The sequence below is a fragment of the Gemmatimonadaceae bacterium genome (assembly GCA_020852815.1).
Classification (GTDB): Bacteria; Gemmatimonadota; Gemmatimonadetes; order Gemmatimonadales; family Gemmatimonadaceae; genus SCN-70-22.
Genome location: JADZAN010000028.1, coordinates 81,851 through 102,456 on the forward strand (window position 1 = coordinate 81,851; position 20,606 = coordinate 102,456).

Here is a 20,606-nt window from a genome sequence, read left to right on the forward strand (position 1 = left end):
GGGCGCGCCGCGGCCGGCAGCGCAGCTCAGCGCAGCTCAGCGCAGCTCAGCGCAGCTCAGCTCAGCTTAGCTCAGCTCACCGTGCTGGCCGTCTCGACTTGCGTCGACATGGCCCGCAGCGGGCTCCGCTCGGCTTCCGACTGCGCCTCTTCGCCAAAGCGGTCGCGCGTGGCGAGGATCTGCGGGAGGGCGAGCATGAAGGCGTCGACGCAGTCGGGATCGAACTGCTTCTCGCGCCCCGTGCGGATCAGCGACAGCGCCTCGTCCAGCGACCAGGCGCGCTTGTACGGGCGGCTGGACATGAGGGCGTCGAAGACGTCGGCGACCGCCACGATGCGTCCCGCCAGCGGGATGTCGTCGCCCTGGCGCCCGTGCGGGTAGCCGGCGCCGTCGTAGCGTTCGTGGTGCGACAGGGCGATCTCGGCCGCGAGCTGCAACAGCTCCGACTGCGACCCGGACAGGATGCGATGCCCAATGACGGTGTGCTGCTGCATCATCGCGAACTCCTCGCCGCTGAAGCGTCCCGGCTTGAGGAGGATGTTGTCGGGGATGCCGATCTTCCCCACGTCGTGCATGGGGCTGGCCAGGAAGATCTGCTCGCACTCGCCTTCGCCGTGCCCCAGCGCGCGCGCGATGTGGTCGCTGAAGTGCGCGATGCGCATGATGTGCGACCCGGTTTCGACGTCGCGGAACTCGGCGGCACGCGACAGGCGCAGGACGATCTCGCGCTCGCGCTCGACGATGGAGGCCGTTGCCAGGCGCACCTCGCGCGCGAGGTGATCCGAGCGGCGCTGCAGGGCGCGCTGGCCATCGCTCACGGCCAGCATGTTGCGCACGCGGGCGCGGACCTCCGGCGCGTCGAGCGGCTTGGTGAGGTAGTCGTTGGCGCCGGTCTCGAGCGCCTTGTAGCGGATGTCGCGATCTTCGAGCGCGGTGATCATCATCATCGGGACGTCGCGCGTGCGCGGATGCGCGCGCAGCGCGCGCAGCAGCGACAGCCCGTTCATCTCCGGCATTTCGTAGTCGGTGATGAGGACGTCGAGGTCGTGGGTGCGACACCATGCCAGCGCGGCCGACGGGTCGTCGAAGGTCTGCACCTCGACCGGCCCGACCGCCTCCACCAGGGTGCGCATCAGCGCCAGGCCGAAGGTATCGTCGTCGACGATGACCACCACTTGCGGCGCTTCGCGCGCCGGTGTGAGGCTGGACGGGCGAATGCCGGCTGCGCTCATGCGGCCCCGATCGCCACGGCCCGCACGCGGTCGAGTGCCTGGCGTACCGACGCGACGCTCTCCTGCAGCGACGACCAGTCGCCGGCCTGCGCCCACTTCTCGGCCTGGGCACCAATGGCCGAGAGCTCCACGGCTCCCGCGCTCCCGCACGAACCCTTGAGCTTGTGTGCGTGGCGCCGCACCCGGTCGGGGTCGCCAGATGCAACGGCGTCGGCGTACGCATCGACCAGCGGCGTGGTGAGCGAGACGAACATCGCCAGGAAGTCGGCCACGCGCCGCGGTTCATCGCCCACGATCGAGCGCAGCTGGCGCACGTCGAGGACGTTGGGGGCGGTGGGCGCGGCTGGGGCGGCGAGCGTTGCGGGGGCGGCGGGGGGGGCGGGCGCGGCGGGGGGAGCCGCGACCACGGGGTTCGAGGCCGGCGTGAGGTGGGCCACGAGGTGCGGCGGCGCCCATCGTTGCACGATGTCGTACAGCCCGGTGCGCGTCACCGGCTTGGCGAGGTAGTCGTCCATGCCGCCGTCCAGGCAGCGCTGCCGGTCGCCCCGCATGGCATTGGCGGTGACGGCCACGATGGGGGTGTGCCGGCCGAGCGGTGTTTGCATCTGGCGAATGCGCGCCACGGCCTCGAAGCCGTCCATCACCGGCATCTGCACATCCATGAGGATGAGGTCGAACGGGTGCTCGCTCGCCAGCTGCACGCCCTCCGCCCCGCCTTCGGCCAGCATCACGCGACAGCCAATGCGCCGCAGCATCTCGCGCGCCACGTGACGGTTGATCTCGTTGTCGTCGACCACGAGCACCAGCGGCGTGTCGTGCGCCGCGCGCGGCGCCTCGTGCACGCCGGGCGAGAAGGCGGGCGTCGCCGGCCGGCTCTCCGCGACGGCGGGTGCCGCGGCCAGCGCATCGTTGCCACACGTCGCGCACCCATCGGCGCCGATGGCGCGGCGGTACTCGGCCAGCGAATGGCGCGTCACCAGGGCGCGCTCCGGCGCGTCGCGCTCGACGCGCCAGGCGTGGAAGACGGCATCGTGGATGTCGTTGGCGTGCAGCGGCGGGGCCAGGTACGCCGTGAACCCCACGTCGAACAGGCGGCGCGCGTCGCCCGGCATGCCCAGCGTCACGAGGATCACGAGCACGGTCTCGGCCACCAGCGGGTCGCGCTTGATGACGCGCGCCATGGCCTCGCTCTGCAGGTCGCTGGTGCGATCGTTCACCAGGCACACGCCAAACGGTCGCCCCACGCGCGCCTCGGCGCGGAGCATGCCGATCGCCTCGGCCGGCGTCCCCACCGTGACCACCTCCAGCCGCAGGCGTTGCAGCTCCTCCGACAGCCGCAACCCCGAGTCGGGGTCGTCGTTCACCACCAGCGCCCGCACTCCGTCCAGCTCCGTCACCGGAGGGACCACCTCGGGCACGCACGACGACGCCACCGCGGGGAGCGGGATGCACAGCGTGAAGCGGCTCCCCTCGCCCAGCCTGCTCTCCAGCTCGATGCGCCCGTTCATGAGCTGCGCCAGATGGCGGCTGATCGACAATCCCAACCCGGTGCCGCCGTGCCGGCGCGTGGAGGCACCGTCCACCTGCGTGAACTTGTCGAGGATGTCGACCATGCGATCCTCGGGGATCCCGATCCCCGTATCCTCGACGGCAAAGCGGAGGTAGTCACCCTCGCCGAGCGAGACCTCCAGCGAGACGGCCCCCTGCGGCGTGAACTTGAGCGCGTTGCTCAGGAGGCTCATGAGGATCTGGCGCACGCGCCCCGGATCGCCCACCACGCGCGTCGGCACGTTGGCATCGATCGAGAGCGAACTGGCCAGGAGCTTGGCCTTCGCCTTGGGCTCGAACAGTCGCCAGGTCTCGCGCACCGTCGTGGCGAGGCAGAACTCCATCGGCTCCAGGGCAAGATCGCCGCTCTCGATGCGCGAGGTGTCGAGCAGGTCGTTGATGAGCGAGACCAGCGATCGCCCGGCGTCGAGCATGCTCCCCGCGTAGCCGCGCTCGCGCGGGCGCAGGTCTCCCTCGAGGAGGAGCTGCGTGAGCCCGAGGATCGCGTTCATCGGCGTGCGAATCTCGTGGCTCATGTTGGCGAGGAACTCGTCCTTGGCGCGCGACGCGGCTTCGGCGGCATCGCGCGCGCGCTCGAGCTCGAGTTCCTTGGTCTTGAGTTCGGAGATGTCGCGCACGAAGCCGGCCATGCGCTCCGGCTTGCCGTTCTCTTCCCACGTGGCCTGCCCGTGCAGCTGCACCCAGCGGTAGGTACCATCGCCATGCCGCACCCGACACGTCTCGCGGAACGGATGGCGCGCCTTGAGGTGCGCACTGACGGCGTTCCAGACCTGCGTGCGGTCGTCGGGGTGCACGAGTGCATCGAGCGACTCGATGCGCTCGAGGAGCGTCTCGGCCGTGGCGCCGACAATCTCGTACAGACGCGGCGACATGAAGACATGTCCGGATCGCGGCGTCCAATCCCAGAGTCCGTCGGCCGAGCCAAGGATGGCCAGTTCGAAGCGTTCCTGCGACTCCTGCAAGGCGCGTTCGGCTGCCTTGCGCTTGGTCACATCGCGCACGATGGCCAGCAACTCGCCGGTCTCGAGGGGGATGACGCGCAGCTCGAGTTCTCGCGGCGGGCCGTCGCCCCAGACGTTGGAGAACTCCATGACAGGGCCCATGCGCGCCTTGCGGCCCGCGCGCGTCTCGCGCGCTTCGCGCACTGCGGCGACGATCTGCGCGCCGAGCGCTCCGTCAGGCGCAAGGACGTCGGCCACGCGTCGTCCGACCGCTTCATGGATGGAACACCGCAGTGCCTCGGGCCACGGCGTGCGGACGTCCAGCACCTCGTCGTTGAAGCCGATGTGGAGGACAAAGTGGGGGAGCGCGCGCAGCATGGAGGCAGTCTTCGCCTCGGCGCGACGCAGGCGCTCCGACAGCTCTTGCGTGGAGCGCTCCAGCGAACGCTCAAGCTGGGCGCGATCGGCGTCACCCTGCGCATACGTGGCATCGACCGCCGACACGAAGTCGGCGATCGCAGGGGGGAGCGATTCCGCACTCCCGAAGGCGCGATGAAGCTGGCGAGCAAGGAGCGGGTGCACGCTCACTCCTCGCACAACGTGGTGACGGACATCGTCTGGCTGTGCACGTGGCGGAACGGACGACGAGGCTGAAGGGGTTGGCACATGGTGCCGAGCGTGAGTTCGCCTTCGGGCGAAGCTCGCTCTCCCAAGTCTCGACCGACCGGTCACTGCGCTGGAGCCCGGGAGTGCATGCAAAAGGGGGGGCGCGACCCGGGCATTCCCCGAACGGCAAAGCGGCGCCCCCGCGAGGAGGGCGCCGCATGCGACGGGCTGACTGCTGTGTGCGGCGCGGTGGGCTGCGCCTTGGTGATATCAGTAGTTCGGGTTCGTCTGCTTTTCGGAGAGCGGTGTGGCAAAGCAGAGGCTGCGCCCGGGGAGCTCCTCGAGCGGTTCGAGCGCCCCCGGACGATTCAGGGCGGCCCAGCGGCGCAGGTCGCCCAGCCGGCGCCCTTCCAGCCAGAGTTCGATCCCCCGCTCGCGCTTGAGCGCTGCCCAGGCCTCGGTGGCGTTGGCCGCCGTTCGAGGCGCGAGGTTGAGCGCCAGGCGTCGCGCGTTGATGATCGTCATCGCCGCCGCGAAGTCGCCGCCCACGAGCTTGGCTTCGGCTTCGATGAGGCGCATTTCCCAACCCGACGAGAGGTTGATGCCCGCCACGCGATCGGGGTACTTGGTCTGGAAGTACCAGCGCACGCGCCCCAGGTTGCCGACCGCGGCGTCGCCCACGAGCACGGTGAGGCTCGAGTCGAACGGGACGCGCGGATCACGCGTTGCCTTGCGATAGGCATCGTTAGGGGTGTTCCAGACGGTGTGCGCGCGATAGGGCTGGTTGGCGCCCGCCCAGTAGATGCGATTGTACTGATCCAGTTCGGTCTGGTAGTACGGCATCTTGTAGGTGAAGGCGTTGTTGGTGATGACCGCGGCATCGGTGGCGGCGCCGGCAAGGTTCCCCTTGTCCAGGCGCACCGACGCGCGTCCCGCGGTTGCCGCCTGCGCCAGCGTGGTGTTGCCGGCCGCGGTGGCCACCGTGATGGCCTCGGTGAAGGCCGCCTCGGCGCGATCGAAGTAGACCGTGTAGTTCTGGGGGGCGCCGCCGTTGATCACGGCCTCGCAGAAGTTCTCCCCCAGGTGGCGGTTGGAATACCCGGCCCAGACCAGGGCCTGGGCATGCTGCGCATTGTTTGCCGCAGCGGCGCCCAGCACCGCCTTGGCGCGCGCCACGGCGTCTTCGGCCGTCCAGCGCGAGCGCTGGGCGTAGTTCCACCATGTGTCGCCGTCGTCGTCGGCCAGGTTGCCCGACTGTGCGCGGACGGAGATCCCGAACGAATCGGTGGAGCCGGCGGGATGCAGCTCACGGGCAACGGCGCCCCCCGTGTACGACGTCCAGTTGAGCGCTTCGGCCAGGTCGCGCCCCGCGCCGTTCACCAGCGAGGCGAGGGCACCGACGTTGTTGAGCTGGTCGGCCTGGATGGGGCCGGGGTTCACCGCGTCGAGCGTGCACCCGGAGAGCGTCGCGGCCAGGGCGGCGACGGCGGCAGCGCGAGTGATGGTCGAGGAATTCGTCATGAGTGTCATTGGCGTCTCCTCCTAGAACGACATGCGGAGGGAGGTCAGGAACACGGCCGGTGCCGGGATGTGCTCCGAGATGTAGCGCACCGTGGCGTTGAAGCCGTCGTTCCCCGACATCTCGGGGTCAAACAGCGGCATGCCGTAGTTCTTGCGGAAGATGTTCTGGCCGGAGAAGACGAGCGAGCTGCTCGCGGTCCCGGGGACCAGCTTGCCCAGCGGCACGGTGACGGTGATGTCGCGCACCTTGAAGAAGTCGGCCTTGAAGATGAACATGTCCTGGCGGACGTTGGCCGGGATGCAGGTGAGCGTCTCGCGCACCGTGATCGGCTTGCCGCCCGCAATGTTCTTGTAGGCATCGAAGCAGGTGGGCCAGAGCACCGAACGCGACAGCGCCTGGTACGACGCATCCTCGTTGATGTAGTGGCCGGCCTGGTACTCGCCGCGCGCCGAGATGGTGATGTTGCGCCAGGTGCGCAGGTTGAAGTTGCCGCCAATGATGCGCGTCGGTTGCGCCGGCCCGAAGTCGTAGTTGGAGGAGGTGTCCGGGGCCACGCCGCGGGCGTCGGGGTTGCGGATGATCTTGCCGCGCAGCACCGGCGCCGCCTTCCCTTCCACCACCCAGCCATAGTTGCCGACCGTGAACGACGGCGCACCGCCAAGGCTGATGACCTTGGAGTTGTTGGTGCTTACGTTGAGTCCGGCGGTGAGGCCGAACTTGGGACGCTCGATGATCGTCCCCGTGACGGCCATCTCGATCCCCGACTTCTCCATCTCCCCAACGTTGCGCAGCGTGTTGGCGAGGAAGCCGTTGGTCGGGATGGACCGCACGCTGAACAGCGCGTCGGTCGTGGTGGCCTTGAAGTACGTGAAGTCGACGCCCAGGCGCCCCTGCAGGATGCTCTCGTCGAAGCCGAGTTCGAGCTCGGTGGTGCGCTCGGGGCCGAGTTCTGCGTTGCCCAGGTTGCTGGGACGCACCGCGGTCGCCGTCCCCCAACCCACCTGGTTGTAGGTGCGCACCGCGGCAAAGGCGCCCGGCGCGCGCCCGGCCTGCCCGTAGGCGGCGCGGAGCTTGAGCGTGCCGAACTTCTCATCCCAGAAACCTTCGTCCGACACGACCCACGACCCCGAGACCTTGGGGTAGAACTGGAAGCCGAAGTCCTTGCCGAAGGCGCTGTTGCCGTCCAGGCGCCCGCCCACCGTCACGAAGTACCGGTCCTTGAAGCCGACCAGCGCCTGCGTGAACGCGCCGCCGGTCACCACACGCTGGCGGTTCTCGTCAGCCAGCTTGATGCCGCCCGACGCCACCGTGGGCGGTGACGGCGTCGCGAAGTTCTCCGAGTACGCCACCACGTCACCCACCAGCGAGTTCACGTACTGCGTCCCGCCCGAGGCCGTGATCTTGAGGTCGTTGCCGATGTTCAGCTCGTAGTTATTGACCCAGTCCATGCTCAGCGTGTTGTTGGCCCAGCGCTGGTTCTGGATCACGCCTAACGGGACGGCCGGGAAGCCGAACGGGCGCACGTTGCGGTTCTCCAGCGCCGCGCGGTCGTAGCCGAGCGTGAAGCGCGACGAGAAGCGCGCAATTGGCGTCCACGTCGCGGTGGTGCCGAGGATCGCACGGTCGATGTAGCTGTCCAGTTGCTGCTGGAAGACCCTGGCGATCGTGTCGGGGCTCGCGTTGCCGAAGTAGTTGCGGTCACGACGGAACGCGTTGAGCGTGACACCCTGCGCGTTGTTGCCGGCGGGCGTCTGGTTGACGAGCGAGTTGGTGTACGCGCTGCTCCAGTTCACCGCCACGTTCTTGATGGGGGCGAAGTCGAGGTTGGCGCGGATCTGGTACTTGCGCTCCCGGTCGTTGGGGAGCACGCCGTCGGTGTTGTCGGCGTTGGCCGAGAGGAGGTACTTGAGGTTTTCCCCCTGCCCGCCCGACACCTGCGCCGAGGCGCCATAGCGCATGGCGTAGTTCTCCGGCCCGAAGCGCTCCGACTTCACCCCCTTCATGTTGGTTGACGAGTGACGCAGGAACGGATCCATGAAGAGGAGCGGCGCCGAGTCGGTGCCGAACTTCTGCAGCGTGCTGAAGCCCGAGTTGAGCTGCACGTTCCACTTGGCCGCGCCCTGCGCGCCACGCTTGGTGAAGATCTGGATCACGCCCGCCGCCGCGTCGGTGCCGTAGAGCGTGGCCGCCGCCGCTCCCTTCACCACCTCGATGCGCTCGATGTCGTCGGGGTTGATGTCGTTGAGCGGCGAGCCATACGCGTTGGCGCCGCGCTGCGTCGTCCCCGTGAAGATGCCGTTGCGCGGATACTCATCCGAGCGCGTACGCACCCCGTCGATGAAGATCAGCGGCTGGTTGGTGAGCGCGACCGAGGTCGACCCGCGCAGGCGGATCGCCGAGCCGGCTCCCGAGTTCCCAGTGGCGCCGCCGACGTTCACCCCCGCCATGCGACCGGCGAGCATGTTCGACAGGTTGCTGGGCACCTCGGGCATCTCCGACACCTTCACCGACCCGATGGAGTTGCCCACCTCGCGCTTGCGCGCCGAGCCGCCGGTCCCCGTCACCACGACCTCGTCGAGCGAGATGGCGCTCTGCGTGAGGCCGAAGTCGGCGGTCACCGACCCGCCCGCGCTCACCGACACCGACTTCTCGGTGGGCTGGTAGCCAATCAACCGTACGCGCACCACCTGCGTCCCCGCGGGGACCGCGGCGATGGAATACGTCCCGTCGGCATTGGTGAGTGCCCCGAGCTGCGTGTTCGCCACGAAGACCTGGGCGTTGCCGAGCGGTGAACCCGACGCGGCGTTCGTCACCTTGCCGCGAATGGTCCCCTGCCCTTGCTGTGCCCACGCAGACCCGGGAACGGACGCGATCAGCATCGCGACCGCCAGCCCGAGGCCGCTGTACCAGCGACCCAACGTTCGACAACTCTTGTGCATCACGACCTCACTGGAGAGGAGTGGGGGGGGAAGTTGCGTCCGCGCGTGAGACCTGACGGCGCCGTGGCAGGACCTTGGTGGTCCGGTTCGATACCGCAAATCCTGCGAATGACCGGCGGGTGGTGCGCCGAACGTCGGCGGCGCGCAAGGAACCAGAGGAGAGAAACCCGACCGCCGGCAGGCCGCTCGGAGCGCCGCATAGCATCGGGGCGAATGGAACGGCTGTCAACCGCACGAATGCACATGTTCCCGCTCAATCGCACCCGCAACGCACCGAGCGCTGGTTCGTCTACGTATAGTTGCCTCCCATCGAACGCTCCCCCGTGTCCGCACCCCTCCCCACGTCGCCCGAACTCGAGGCGCTCCTCGACCAGGGGCGCCTCGCGGAGCTGCGCGGGCAGGACCAGGTGGCGCGCGACCTGTACGAGCGGGCGCTGCACTCGCTCGCCGCCGGCACCCCGGCGTGGACGATCGCCCGCCTCCTGCTGGGGGTGGGGCGAACGCACATGGCCACGCGCAACGCCGGCGCCGCCCTCGATTGCGTGGAGGCGGTCCTCGCCCTCCCCCAGGAGCATGGGATGGACGTCGCCATCGCCGAGGCGCTGGAGCTGCGCGGTCGCGTCCGATGGCGTGAGGGGATGATTGCCGCCGCCGGTGAGGACTTCACCGATGCGCGCCAGCGCGCCCGCCTCGCCGGACGCCCCGCGCTCGCGGCCCTGGCGGCTACACACCTGGGCGACCTCGCCCTCCTGCGCGGCGACATTTCGGGGGCGATCTCGCTGGCCGAGCTGGCACTCAGCGAATACCGCACCGCTGGCGACGAGGCGCTGGCCGGGCTCACCGCGGCCCGTCTCGCCACGCTGTACGCGGACGCCAAGCGGTGGAATGCCGCCGAACAGGCCTTCGCCGACGCCGCGGCCTCGGCCACGCAGCGCCGCGACGACCACCTACTGGCGCTGCTCGAGATCGCGCGCGCCGAGATGGCGCTCGACCGCGCCAACGTGGAGCGCGCCTCCGCCTCGGCCGATCGCGCCCTCGAGATCGCGCGGCGGCTCGATGACCCGCAGCTCTCGGCGCGCGCCGTGATCGTCGCCGGCGTGGTGGCGCGAGAACTCGGCGACCACGCGCGCGCCGACCGCATGCTCGAACAGGGCGACCGCCAGGCGCAAGAGCTGGACGACCTGCTGCTGATGGCCGAGATCGCGCGCGAGCGCGCCGACCTCCATGCGCGCAGCGAACGGCACGTCGACGCGCTGGCGGCGCTCAATCGCGCCTATCGCGCCCTGGCGCAGTTGCGGGTGCGCGGCGCCGATGGCGATGCCACACGTCGCCTGCGCCGGCTGGACGAGGGCTTCATCGACGTCGTGCGCCGCTGGGCCCAGCGCATCGAGTCGAAGGATCACGCCACCGCCGGGCACTGCGACCGTGTGGCCGACGTCACGTGCGAGATTGCCCGCCGCATGGGGGTCGAGTCGCATGCGCTCGTCTGGTACCGCGTGGGCGCCTACCTGCACGACATCGGGAAGCTCGAGGTCCCGCCGTCGATCCTCAACAAGCAGGGGCGCCTCACCGCGGAAGAGTGGGCCGTGGTCAAACGACACCCTGCAGCCGGCGCGGCAATGCTGCGCGGCGTCGACTTCCCGTGGGAAGTGCGCCCCATCGTCGAGTCGCACCACGAGTGCTGGGACGGCTCCGGCTACCCGCACGGGCTGGCCGGCGAGGAGATCCCGCTCGCGGCGCGCATCTTCACCGTCGCCGACGTCTACGACGCCCTCGTCTCGCGCCGCTCGTTCAAGGCGCCGCTGTCGCATCACGAGGCGCTGGAGGTCATGCGGCGCGACGTGGGGCGCCAGTTCGATCCCGCCGTCTTCAAGGTCTTCGACGAAGTGGTCCGCGAGGGAATCGCCATTCCCGGCGTCACCTCGGCGGCCGCTCTTCCTGCACGAGCCGAGACGCGCGAGCCGCCGCTCCTCGACGATGCGCTCACGTCGGTCCCCGACCGCGTCTCGTGGACGCAGCGCGCCACGCGCCTCCTGGCCGCGCGCCCGGGGCAGGCGCACACGACGTCGCTCCTCCTCATCGACATCGATCACCTGTCGCGCGTCAATGCGACGTACGGGCGGCTGCAAGGCGACGACCTGCTGTGGGCCGTGGCCAAGGTGCTGCAGCGCGGGATGCGCTCGGGCGACTTGATTGGGCGGCGAGGGAGCGACGAGTTCGTGATCCTCCTCCCCGCCACGCCGCCGGAGCTGGCGCTGGAGATTGCCGAGCGGCTGCGCGAGGCGTGCGCCCGCCTGCGCTGTGCGCGGCGCGACGCGTCGGACGAGGAGATCGCGATCTCGGTTTCGGTGGCGGTGGCCACCACGCCGCAGGATGGAGAGACGATCGAGTCGCTGCTGGCCGCCACCGACCGCGCGCTGTACCGCGCCAAGCGCGATGGGCGCGATCGCGTGGTGGTGGCCGACCAGGCCGATGCGCACGCCGCGCGGGCGCGCCTCGACTTCGACGCGTTTGTCGCGCGCGAGGACGAGATCCGGTCGCTGGTGAGCCAGCTCGACCTGGCCAGCCGCGGCGATGCGCGCCTGGTCTCGCTGGTGGGTGAGGAAGGGATCGGGAAGACGGCACTCGTCAGGCACCTGGAGCCCGAGATCCGGCTGCGCGCGGGGACGATGATCACGGCGCAGTGCCTCGACGGCGACCAGGGGACGCCGTACGCGCCGTGGACCGACGTCATCGGGCGGTTGCACGCGTTAGGCATGCTGGCGCTCAAGGAATGGCGCGCGCTGCCGCAGCTCATCCCCGACATCCCGCCGCCCCCCGAGGGCGACGACTGGGCGCTCACCCCCTCGCTGCTGCAGGAGGAGCTGGTGCGCGCGGTGCGGCGCGTGGCGCGCGAACGCCTGCTGGTGATCGTCTTCGAGGACATGCAGTGGGCCGACAACGCGAGCTGGGGGGTGCTGGACGCGCTGTTGGGGGCGCTCGACACGGAGCGCCTCTTCATCGTCGTCACGCTGCGCCCCGACGAGGCGCGCGGCGCCGCCGACTGGCGGCGACGCCTCACGCAGCGCTCGCGCGCCAGCCAGATGTCGCTGCGGCGGTTTAGTGCCGAGGAACTGCGGCGCTGGACGCAGGTGGTCTTCCGCGACGCCGACCCGGGCGACGAGTTCCCCCGCATCCTGTATGAGTACACGGAGGGGATTCCCCTGAGCGTGGTGCAGGTGCTGCGCGCCTTTGCCGAGGCGGGGGGGATCTGGTACGGCGGTACGCGCTGGGAGTGGCGCCCGCTCACCGGCGGCGCGATTCCCCCGGCCATTGCCTTCATCCTGGAGCGACGGCTGCAACGCCTGTCGCCCGCGGCGCGCGCGATCCTCACCACGGCGGCGGTCCTCGGCGCACCGTTCGACCTCGAGTTGCTCCTGGCGACGGCCAACGTTCCCGAGCAGCAGGTCACCGCGGCACTCGACGAGGCCGAGGGGGCCGGCGTCGTGGCGCGCGACGCTACGGCCGACGCCAACAGCGACGCCCACTGGCGCTTCACGCACACGCTCCTGGCCGAGGCCATCACCCGCGACGTCCCCGAGCGCAAGCGCCAGCGCATCCACGAGGTGGCGGCGCGGCTGCTGGAGCTGCGCACGCCGTCGGCCGTGGAGTCGATTGCCGCGCACTATCACGCGGCGGGGCTCGACACCGAGGCGTATCGCTATGCCCTGGCCGCCGCCGAGCGCGCCGCGAGCGGCTTTGCCCACGACGCGGCGCTGTCGGCGCTGCAGGTGGCGCAGCGCCATGCCCCGTCGGCGCGCAACCTGGCCGAGCTGCGTGTGCGGCTGGCGACCACCGCGTTCGAGTCGGGGCGTTACGCCACCGCCGAGACCTGGTGCGACCTGGCGCTGGAGTGGATGAGCGGCGAGCCGGGGCTCGACGACTCGGTGGCGGCGCGCAGCCTGCGCGAGCGCATTCGCGTGCACCGCGGCAAGCCGCCGCTGCGCGCCATCGAGGCGCTGCGCACCCTCCTCCTCGAGTCGCCCGACGCCGACTCCACCACGCGCGCCGGTGTGCAGCTGGCGGCGGCGCGCCTCGCCGCCAGCGTCTGCGACTGGCACCTGACGGCCACGCTGGCGCGCAAGGCGATCGACAGCGCGGGGATCCGCGGCTCGCTCGCCCAGCGCGCCGAAGCGCACCGCCTGCTGGCGCTGGGGCGCTACGACCACGCCCCGGCCGAGGCCTTCGCCTCGGCACGCGAGGCCATTGCCGACGGGACCGCGACCGGCGACCGCGCGGTGACCGCCCTGGCTCGGTTGACGTTAGGCGAGCTGTACCTCCGTGCCGGCCACCTGCCCCACGCCGAGGAATCGCTGGGCGAGGCGCTCGATGCCGCGCGCGGCGCGCACGCTGCCCCCTTGGCCGCCGGCGTCTCCCGCGCCCTGGGCGAGCTGCGGTTGCGCCAGGGCAACTTTGGCGAGGCCGTCCAGTGGCTGGGCGACGCCGAGCGCATCTTCACCGCGTTAGGCGACGCGTCGGAACAGGTGCGCACCACGCTCGCCGCGGCGCACATTGCCCGCGAACAGGACGATCGCGAGCGCGCGCACACCCTCTACGACGCGGCGGCCAGCTCGGCGCGCACGCTCGACGTGACCTGGATCGAGCTGACCGCGCTGGCCGGCGCCGCGCTCACCAATGGTGGCCCCGACGCCCCCACCACCCGCGCACGCTGGGAGCGCGCCAACGAACTCATTGCCAGCGCCACTCCCGACTGGTGGTTTCCCGGGCGCGAGCTGGTGGATGCGGTGACGTTGCAGATGGCGCTCGGCGCGGGTCACAGCGGTGCCGCCTTTGACCAGTTTGCCCGCGCCATCCGGCGCTTCGATGCCGTCGATCCCTACGCGGGGGCGTGGCTCGTGGCCGAGTGCGCCGACGACCTCGAGCGCGCCGGCCTTCCCGCCATCGCGGTTACGCGAAGGCTGGCATCGGAGCGGGCGCGGGCGTTGGCGTTCGGGTCACTGGCGGGGCGGTTGGGGGAGAGCGCGGGGTAGAAGCGGTCTTACCAGACGAAGCGGCCGACTGATACTCCCTACAGGCCACCATACTACCTCGCCGACGCTTCCTGGACAGCGAAGGTCGCCGGCGCGTCGGCGACCAATCATTCTTCTGAGGGCAGTACGAGCAGTCAAGCACCTGAGAGGGATGATGTCCCAGTGCAGCTGGCGGCTGAGGTTTCTCCTCCGCTTCGTGAGTGTGGTCCTTGGCGTGAGTATCGCAAGCCTGGCCGGCGGGTGTCAGTCGCCGGCGCCCCCGCCCATCGCGCCCCTGGCGCCAGACTCCGGTGCGCGGATCGCTCGAGAAGCGCGGGCCCGCCGTGACGCCCTCCGCCAGCTGCCAACATACCCGGGGGTCGCGGACGCCATTATCGCGCTCGACATTGCTGGCGGAGTAGTCGAGGCGTTGGGACAGGCTGCACTGTGGCCGGTGCGGGTCGGCGACAAGCTCGACACGCTTTATGCGGTCAGCTATTTCGGGACGCCGCCGTCGAGTGTCTGCAACGCAGCGCCGGCCCCCGGGCAGACGCGCGCACCGCAGTGCGTCGAGGCGTATTCAATCATCGCGTGGTCCCGGCGCCCAGAGGCCGGTCGCTTGCTGCTGCTCGACGTGCGCAAGGGCGAGACCCGCGTGGTGCCCTACGGCTTCGACCAAGTCCACGTACAGTGGTGGGATCCGGGTGGTCCGACCATGCTGATCGGGCAATCAGGCGTCATCGCGAGCGCTCCGTCGCGCGGCACCGCGTCGTGCGGGACCGTCACCTTCACCTGGCGTGGCCTAAGGGGAAGCTGCACCGTCGGGCGCGTTGCCGTCGGGGGAGACGCGAGCCTGCAGGTGGTATCCTCAGCGCCAATAGGAGAGCGACGCCTGCAACTCGTGAGCGCACGTCTGCCGATGGCCTTCGTGCAGTTGGCCGCACCGGCAGCGTCTCTCCCCACGCAATAGGCCCTGCATCCCTTACTGGCGCCAGCGATCCGGATGCCAAAGTTTAGGCGACCTTCACCGGCCGGAGGAACGCTCATGCCGTATCGCCTGCCGTTCGCGCCAGTCGCCAAGCGCTCACCTTCGCTCGCGCTCGCACGCGCGCATGCACTCACCGTTGCAAACGCGCTCGCCGCGACACTTTCCCTCGCGGGGGCGCTCGCCGCGCAGACACCAGTGACTTCCGCGCCGCCGCAGGGAGTCCAACGACCCGCAGCCGGCGCGCGGGCGGGGGGGATCCAGGGCTCCGAGTTGGTCATCGTGGTGAAGGACAAGGGCTTCGAGGCCGCCGAGCAGGTGGATGCAGGGCTCGTCAACGTGCGGCTGTTCAATCGCTCCAGCGCGCAGCAGCACTTCAGCATCCTCAAGGTCGACCGCCTCGACCGCCTCGATCAGATCTCCGAGTACCTGAAGGGAGGCGACTGGAACGTCCCATGGATCAACCGCATGGGCGGGCCGGAATCGACGCCTTCGGGGGGCGTGTCGTCGGTGTCGATGGTCCTCGAGCCCGGGCGCTACGTGATTGCCCAGCTCCCGGTGAACCCGAATCCCGGCGGGCCCCTCATCCTGAGCGAAGTGAAGGAGCTGTCGGTGACCCGTCGCCCCGGCTCCAGCGGCTCGGCGACGCTCCCTTCGGCCGAGCTTCGGCTCAAGATGTTCGAGTGGAACTACACGCTCGAAGGGCCGCTCAGCGCCGGGCGTCGCACCATTCGGGTGGATAACACCGGACAGTTCGAGCATCAGGTCTGGATCGTTCGCCTGCTCGAGGGAAAGGGGCTGGCCGATGCGGTGAAGTGGGCGGAGAAGCCGGCAGGGGCGCCGCCGTTCGAGGGAGTGGGGGGGACGACGAACCTGGCGCGGGGGCGCTCGGTGAACGTCACGGTCGATCTCCTCCCTGGCGACTACGCCCTGCTCTGCGTGTCGTACAACCCGCTCTCCAAGCACCTGCACTCACAGCACGGGATGATCAAGGCAGTCCGGGTGACGCCGTAGCCTGAGACTGGCGTGGTCGGACCGCGGCCGATGCTCTCCGGCGCCCAGCCGGTTTGGGTAGGGCGGGCCCCACCAATCGGGTGACCCCGCAGAATCCTGTTTGCAGGATCTTGACGCCTCGCCACCAAGCGGTAGCGTGCCACCCGCGCCGCGAACGCCTGATCCCGCGTTCGTGGCGTGGTCTCATCGCGCCCGCCTCTGCCACAGGCGCGGGCGCCCTCCCTGTAAACCCCGAAGCAGCTGGAGGAACCCATGCATCAGGTGCAGTTCGAACCTCGGCGCGGGCTTCGTGCCCTCGCCTCCCCCCTCGCGGTGCTCGCGGCCCTGGCGTTCACGACACCCCTCCCTCGCGCGGTCCAGGCGCAACAACCCCAGATCACCGGGCGTGTGACGGCGGAGGATGTGTCAGAGCCGCTGTCCGACGTCCGGGTCGTGGTTGTCGGGACGTCGGTCTTCACGGTGACCAACGCGCAGGGGACGTACACGTTGCGCGGACTTCCGGCCGGGAGCTACGAGGTGCGCGTCCTGCGGGTGGGCTACGCGGAGCAGAAGAAGGCGGTGGCCGTGTCGGCTGGCGGCCCCGCGGTCACGCTCAACTTCGCGATGGTGCGCACGGTGGTGCAGCTGCAAGCGGTGGTCACCACCGCCACCGGTGAGCAGCGCCGCGTGGAGCTGGGGAACTCGGTGGCCACGATCGACGCCGCCAAGACGGTGGAGAGCGGGAGCGTGAAGAACATGGGTGACCTGCTGGTGGCCAAGGCCGCCGGCGTGCAGATCCTCCCCGCGAACATGACCGCTGGCGGAAGCCGCGTCCGCATTCGCGGGACGTCGTCGCTCTCGCTCTCGAACGATCCGATCTACGTGATCGACGGCGTGCGCATGACCAGCACCGGCGGCACCGGGATCGGCGTGGGCGGGACGGCGCCGAGCCGGGTGAACGACATCAATCCCGAGGAGATCGAGAACATCGAGGTGGTGAAGGGGCCGTCAGCGGCAACGCTGTACGGCACCGACGCCGCCAACGGGGTGGTGGTCATCACCACCAAGCGCGGGCGCGCCGGCGCCGCGCGGTGGAACGTGTACGGCGAGCAGGGGGTGATCCAGGACAAGAACGACTACCCCTCGACCTACGCCATCCTTGGGCATGCGCCGGCCACGCCGACGGTGGCGCGCCGCTGCTGGCTGTACGAGACCGCCCTCGGCACCTGCGTCGAGGACAGCACGGCGGTCCTCAACCTCTACAAGGACAAGGACCTTTCTCCCATCAAGGATGGGTGGCGCTGGCAGGGGGGCGCGCAGGTGTCGGGCGGCACCGATGCCGTGCGCTACTTCGTCAGCGGTGAGTACGAGAGCGAGGCCGGGCCGCTGGGGATCCCCGACTACGACCGCCGCCGCTTCGACTCGCTGCAGGTGCGCATCTACGACTACATGAACCGCCCCAACGTGGCGATCAAGGGGTCGTATCGCGCCAACCTCAACATCGCGCCCACGCCCAAGCTCGACCTCGGCGTCACCTCCAACTTCATCAAGCTCAACCAGCGGCTGCCGCAGGTCGACAACAACGTCAACTCGTTCTGGTACAACGGGACGGTGGGCTACGGCTACAAGAACGCGGGCCCCAACTACACGGCGCGCGGCTCGTTAGGCCAACCGCTGCAGGGATGGAACCTCTTCACCCCGGGCGACATCTTCCAGTACAGCACGCAGCAGGAAGTGCAGCGCACCATCAACGCGGCCACGGCCAACTGGCGTCCGTTCTCGTGGATGCAGAACCGCGCCGACATCGGGCTCGACCTCTCCGACCGCGTCGACTTCCAGCTGTGCCGCTTTGGCGAGTGCTCCGATTTCGGCACCAACCGCCTGGGGCGCGCCGTCGACGTGCGCGCCGACATCCGCAACATCACGGTGAACCTGGGGTCGACCGCCACCTGGCAGTTCGCGCCGTGGCTCAACTTCAAGACGACCGGCGGCGTGCAGTACGTGAACTTCTCGTTCAAGACCGCCACGGCGCAGGGCTCCACCCTTCCGCCGGGCGCCGAGACGCCGTCGGCCGGGACCATCCCCGCCGTGGGGTCGGGTACGACGCTGCAGAAGACGCTGGGGCTCTTCGTCGAGGAGCAGGCGTCCATCAACGACCGCCTCTTCCTCACGGCCGCCGTCCGCACCGACCAGAACTCGGCGTTCGGCACGGAGTTCCAACGCGTGTACTACCCCAAGGGGTCGCTCTCGTGGGTCGTCTCCGACGAGAGCTTCTTCCCCAAGCTGTCGTGGCTGTCGTCGTTGCGCCTGCGCACGGCGTTCGGCGCCTCCGGCGTGCAGCCGGGCCCCAACGATGCATTGCGCACCTTCGCGGTCGCGACGACCAACATCGCCGGTTCCGAAGTCGCCGGGCTCCGCTCCAGCCTGCTCGGCAACACCAAGCTCAAGCCCGAGCGCACGCAGGAACTCGAGTTCGGGACCGATTCGCGCTTCTTCAACGACAAGGTCAACCTCGAACTCACGTACTACAACAAGACGTCGAGCGACGCGCTCATCGCCCAGACCATCGCCCCGTCCGCCGGATCGGCGGCCACGACGGTGCTGGCCAACCTGGGTGAAGTGCGCAACTCGGGGTACGAGGCGCTCCTCAGCGCGCAGCTCCTGGCGCGCAGGCTTGTCTCCTGGGACCTGACGATCTCCGCGTCGCGCAACAGCAACGAGTTGCTCACGCTGGGCACCGACGCCGCGGGCAAGCCCATCCCGCCCATCATCGGCACGTCGACGCAGCAGCGCCCGGGCTATCCGCTCAACGGCTACTGGCAGCGCAACTTCTCGTACAACGATGCCAACAAGGACGGGATCATCGTCCCGGCCGAAGTCACCATCGCCGACTCCATCACGTACCAGGGCTACTCGCAGCCGCGCCTCGAACTCTCGTTCGTGAACGGCCTCGACCTGTTCAACCGTCGCGTCCGCATCTCGTCGCTCATTGACCACAAGAGCGGCTACAAGGTGCTCAACTCCGAGCAGCAGTTCCTCTGCCAGCAGTCGCTGTCGTGCAAGGCGACGTCGAGCCACGACGCCACGCTGTTCGAGCAGGCTCGCGCGATTGCCCAGCGCTTCAAGACGCCACAGACCACCGCCGGCTACATGGAAGAGGTGTCGTTCACCCGCATTCGCGAGGTGTCCGTCACGTACAACGTCTCGCCCGAATGGTCGCGCCGCCTCTTCAAATCGCAGAGCGTCGGCATCGTCGGCGCCGTCCGCAACCTTGCCATCTTCTCCGACTGGACCGGCGTGGACCCGGAACAGAACTACGGCGAGGCCAACCTCCAGCAGACACTGCTGACCGCGGGCCCGCCGCGCTACTTCACCGTGCGCGTCAACGTGCGTTACTGAACCCAAACGGCCGAGACCATCACCATGACAACGATCATTTCGCGTCATCGTGGGATCCTGACCGCCGGGGTCATGATCCTCACCGCCGCCATCATCGGCGGCTGCAGCAACTTCCAGGACCGCCTCCTCGCGGCTCCCGATCCGGACGTCATCAACCCATCGTCGGTGAACTCCGCCGCCGGTGCCGAAGCCATGCGCATCGGCGCGCTCTCGCGCTTGCGCAACATCACGGCAGGAGGCGAGGGGGCCTGGATGCTCGGCGGGCTGCTGGCCGATGAGTGGAAGTCCGGCGATACCTTCCTGCAGCGCAACGAGACGGACCAGCGCATCATCCAGGAGAACAACGCCAACGTCCAGGGGATGATGCGCGAGATCTATCGCGTGCGCACCTCGGCGCGCGAGGCGCTGGGCGTGCTCAAGTCGTTCGTGCCCGGGACGCCGGCGTACCAGGGGCAGATGTACTGGTCCATGGCCATCGCCGAAGTCACGCTCGCCGAGTCGTTCTGCAACGGCACACCGCTCGGCGATGCCTCCACCGGCGCGCCGGTCTATGGTCCACCGCTCACCAACCAGGCGGTGTTCCAGCTCGCGCTCGCACACGCCGACAGCGCCGTGACGCTGGCCAGCGGGACCGACGCGACATCGACGGCGATTCGCAACGCCGCGGCCGTGACCAAGGCGCGCATCCAGCTCGCCCTGGGACAGTTCACCAACGTGGCGGCGACCGTGAGTGCGGTCCCCACGAGCTTCCAGCACCTGGCGACGTTCGCGCTCACCTCGGGCGACAACCAGATCTGGAGCCTGAACACCAGCCAGAAACGGTGGGTGGTGGGCGACTCGTTCGACGTGGGCGGGCGCATCACCAACGCCCTTCCGTTCGCCTCGTCAGGCGATCCGCGGGTGAAGGTGACGGGGAACTCCTCGGCGTCGTCGCCGGCGGGGAAGGCGTTCGACGGCTCGACCAGCTTCATCTCGCTCCTCAACTTCGGCCGGTCGGAGTCGACGCCGATCGTGTCGGGGCTCGACGCGCGGTTGTACGAGGCGGAAGCGCTGTTGCAGGCCAACAACTACACGGGGATGATGACGGTCCTCAATGGGCTGCGGGCCGCGCCACCCAACCTCGGGACGTTCACCCCGGCGGCGATGGCGGCACTTGGCGCTCCCGCCGACCGGAATGCCGCGATCGACGTGTACTTCCGGGAAAAGGCGTTCTGGACCTTTGGGCGCGGCCAACGCCTGGGTGACCTGCGGCGCCTCGTGCGTCAGTACGGCCGCGCGCAGGCCAACGTCTTCCCCTCGGGGCAGTTCTTCAAGGGCGGCAGCTACGGGAGCGATGTCAACTTCCCCGTGACCGTCGACGAGCAGAACAACCCGGACTTCAAGGGGTGCATCGACCGCAACGCCTGACGGG

9 protein-coding genes are annotated in these 20,606 nt (G+C 69.4%); 5 read left to right on the top strand and 4 right to left on the bottom strand.

Translation table 11 applies throughout. The annotated features are described in order from the left end of the window. Positions 1 to 71 precede the first annotated feature (71 nt). From IT359_15535 to IT359_15550, 4 genes are all read right to left on the bottom strand, one after another. A complete protein-coding gene (locus IT359_15535; GenBank protein ID MCC6930397.1) occupies positions 72 to 1,232 on the bottom strand; it encodes a response regulator in 1,161 nt (386 codons plus the stop codon). Beyond that, positions 1,229 to 4,324: a response regulator gene (locus IT359_15540; protein ID MCC6930398.1), complete on the bottom strand. Its 3,096-nt coding sequence runs from the start codon at positions 4,322 to 4,324 to the stop codon at positions 1,229 to 1,231. Before IT359_15540 ends, IT359_15535 begins: the two co-directional genes overlap by 4 nt. Before the next feature lie 294 nt (positions 4,325 to 4,618). Further along, entirely contained in the window at positions 4,619 to 5,878 is a 1,260-nt protein-coding gene (locus tag IT359_15545) for a RagB/SusD family nutrient uptake outer membrane protein (protein MCC6930399.1), read from the bottom strand. A 12-nt stretch (positions 5,879 to 5,890) separates the two neighbouring features. After that, complete coding sequence (locus IT359_15550) at positions 5,891 to 8,812, bottom strand: TonB-dependent receptor (protein MCC6930400.1); 2,922 nt, start codon at positions 8,810 to 8,812, stop codon at positions 5,891 to 5,893. 320 nt (positions 8,813 to 9,132) lie between these two features. On the opposite strand from IT359_15550, the gene IT359_15555 reads away from it, so the two are divergent. From IT359_15555 to IT359_15575, 5 genes are all read left to right on the top strand, one after another. Beyond that, the gene (locus IT359_15555) at positions 9,133 to 13,839 is read left to right on the top strand and encodes a diguanylate cyclase (protein MCC6930401.1); all 4,707 of its coding nucleotides are present in this window, start codon (positions 9,133 to 9,135) and stop codon (positions 13,837 to 13,839) included. 409 nt (positions 13,840 to 14,248) lie between these two features. Next, positions 14,249 to 14,788, top strand: coding sequence for a hypothetical protein (locus IT359_15560; protein MCC6930402.1), 540 nt, complete (start codon positions 14,249 to 14,251; stop codon positions 14,786 to 14,788). A 75-nt stretch (positions 14,789 to 14,863) separates the two neighbouring features. Further along, the gene (locus tag IT359_15565; protein ID MCC6930403.1) at positions 14,864 to 15,817 is read left to right on the top strand and encodes a hypothetical protein; all 954 of its coding nucleotides are present in this window, start codon (positions 14,864 to 14,866) and stop codon (positions 15,815 to 15,817) included. Between the two features lie 252 nt (positions 15,818 to 16,069). Beyond that, on the top strand, positions 16,070 to 19,195 hold the full coding sequence (locus IT359_15570; protein ID MCC6930404.1) for a SusC/RagA family TonB-linked outer membrane protein: 3,126 nt from the start codon (positions 16,070 to 16,072) through the stop codon (positions 19,193 to 19,195). A 24-nt stretch (positions 19,196 to 19,219) separates the two neighbouring features. After that, the gene (locus tag IT359_15575; protein ID MCC6930405.1) at positions 19,220 to 20,602 is read left to right on the top strand and encodes a hypothetical protein; all 1,383 of its coding nucleotides are present in this window, start codon (positions 19,220 to 19,222) and stop codon (positions 20,600 to 20,602) included. Positions 20,603 to 20,606 lie beyond the last annotated feature (4 nt).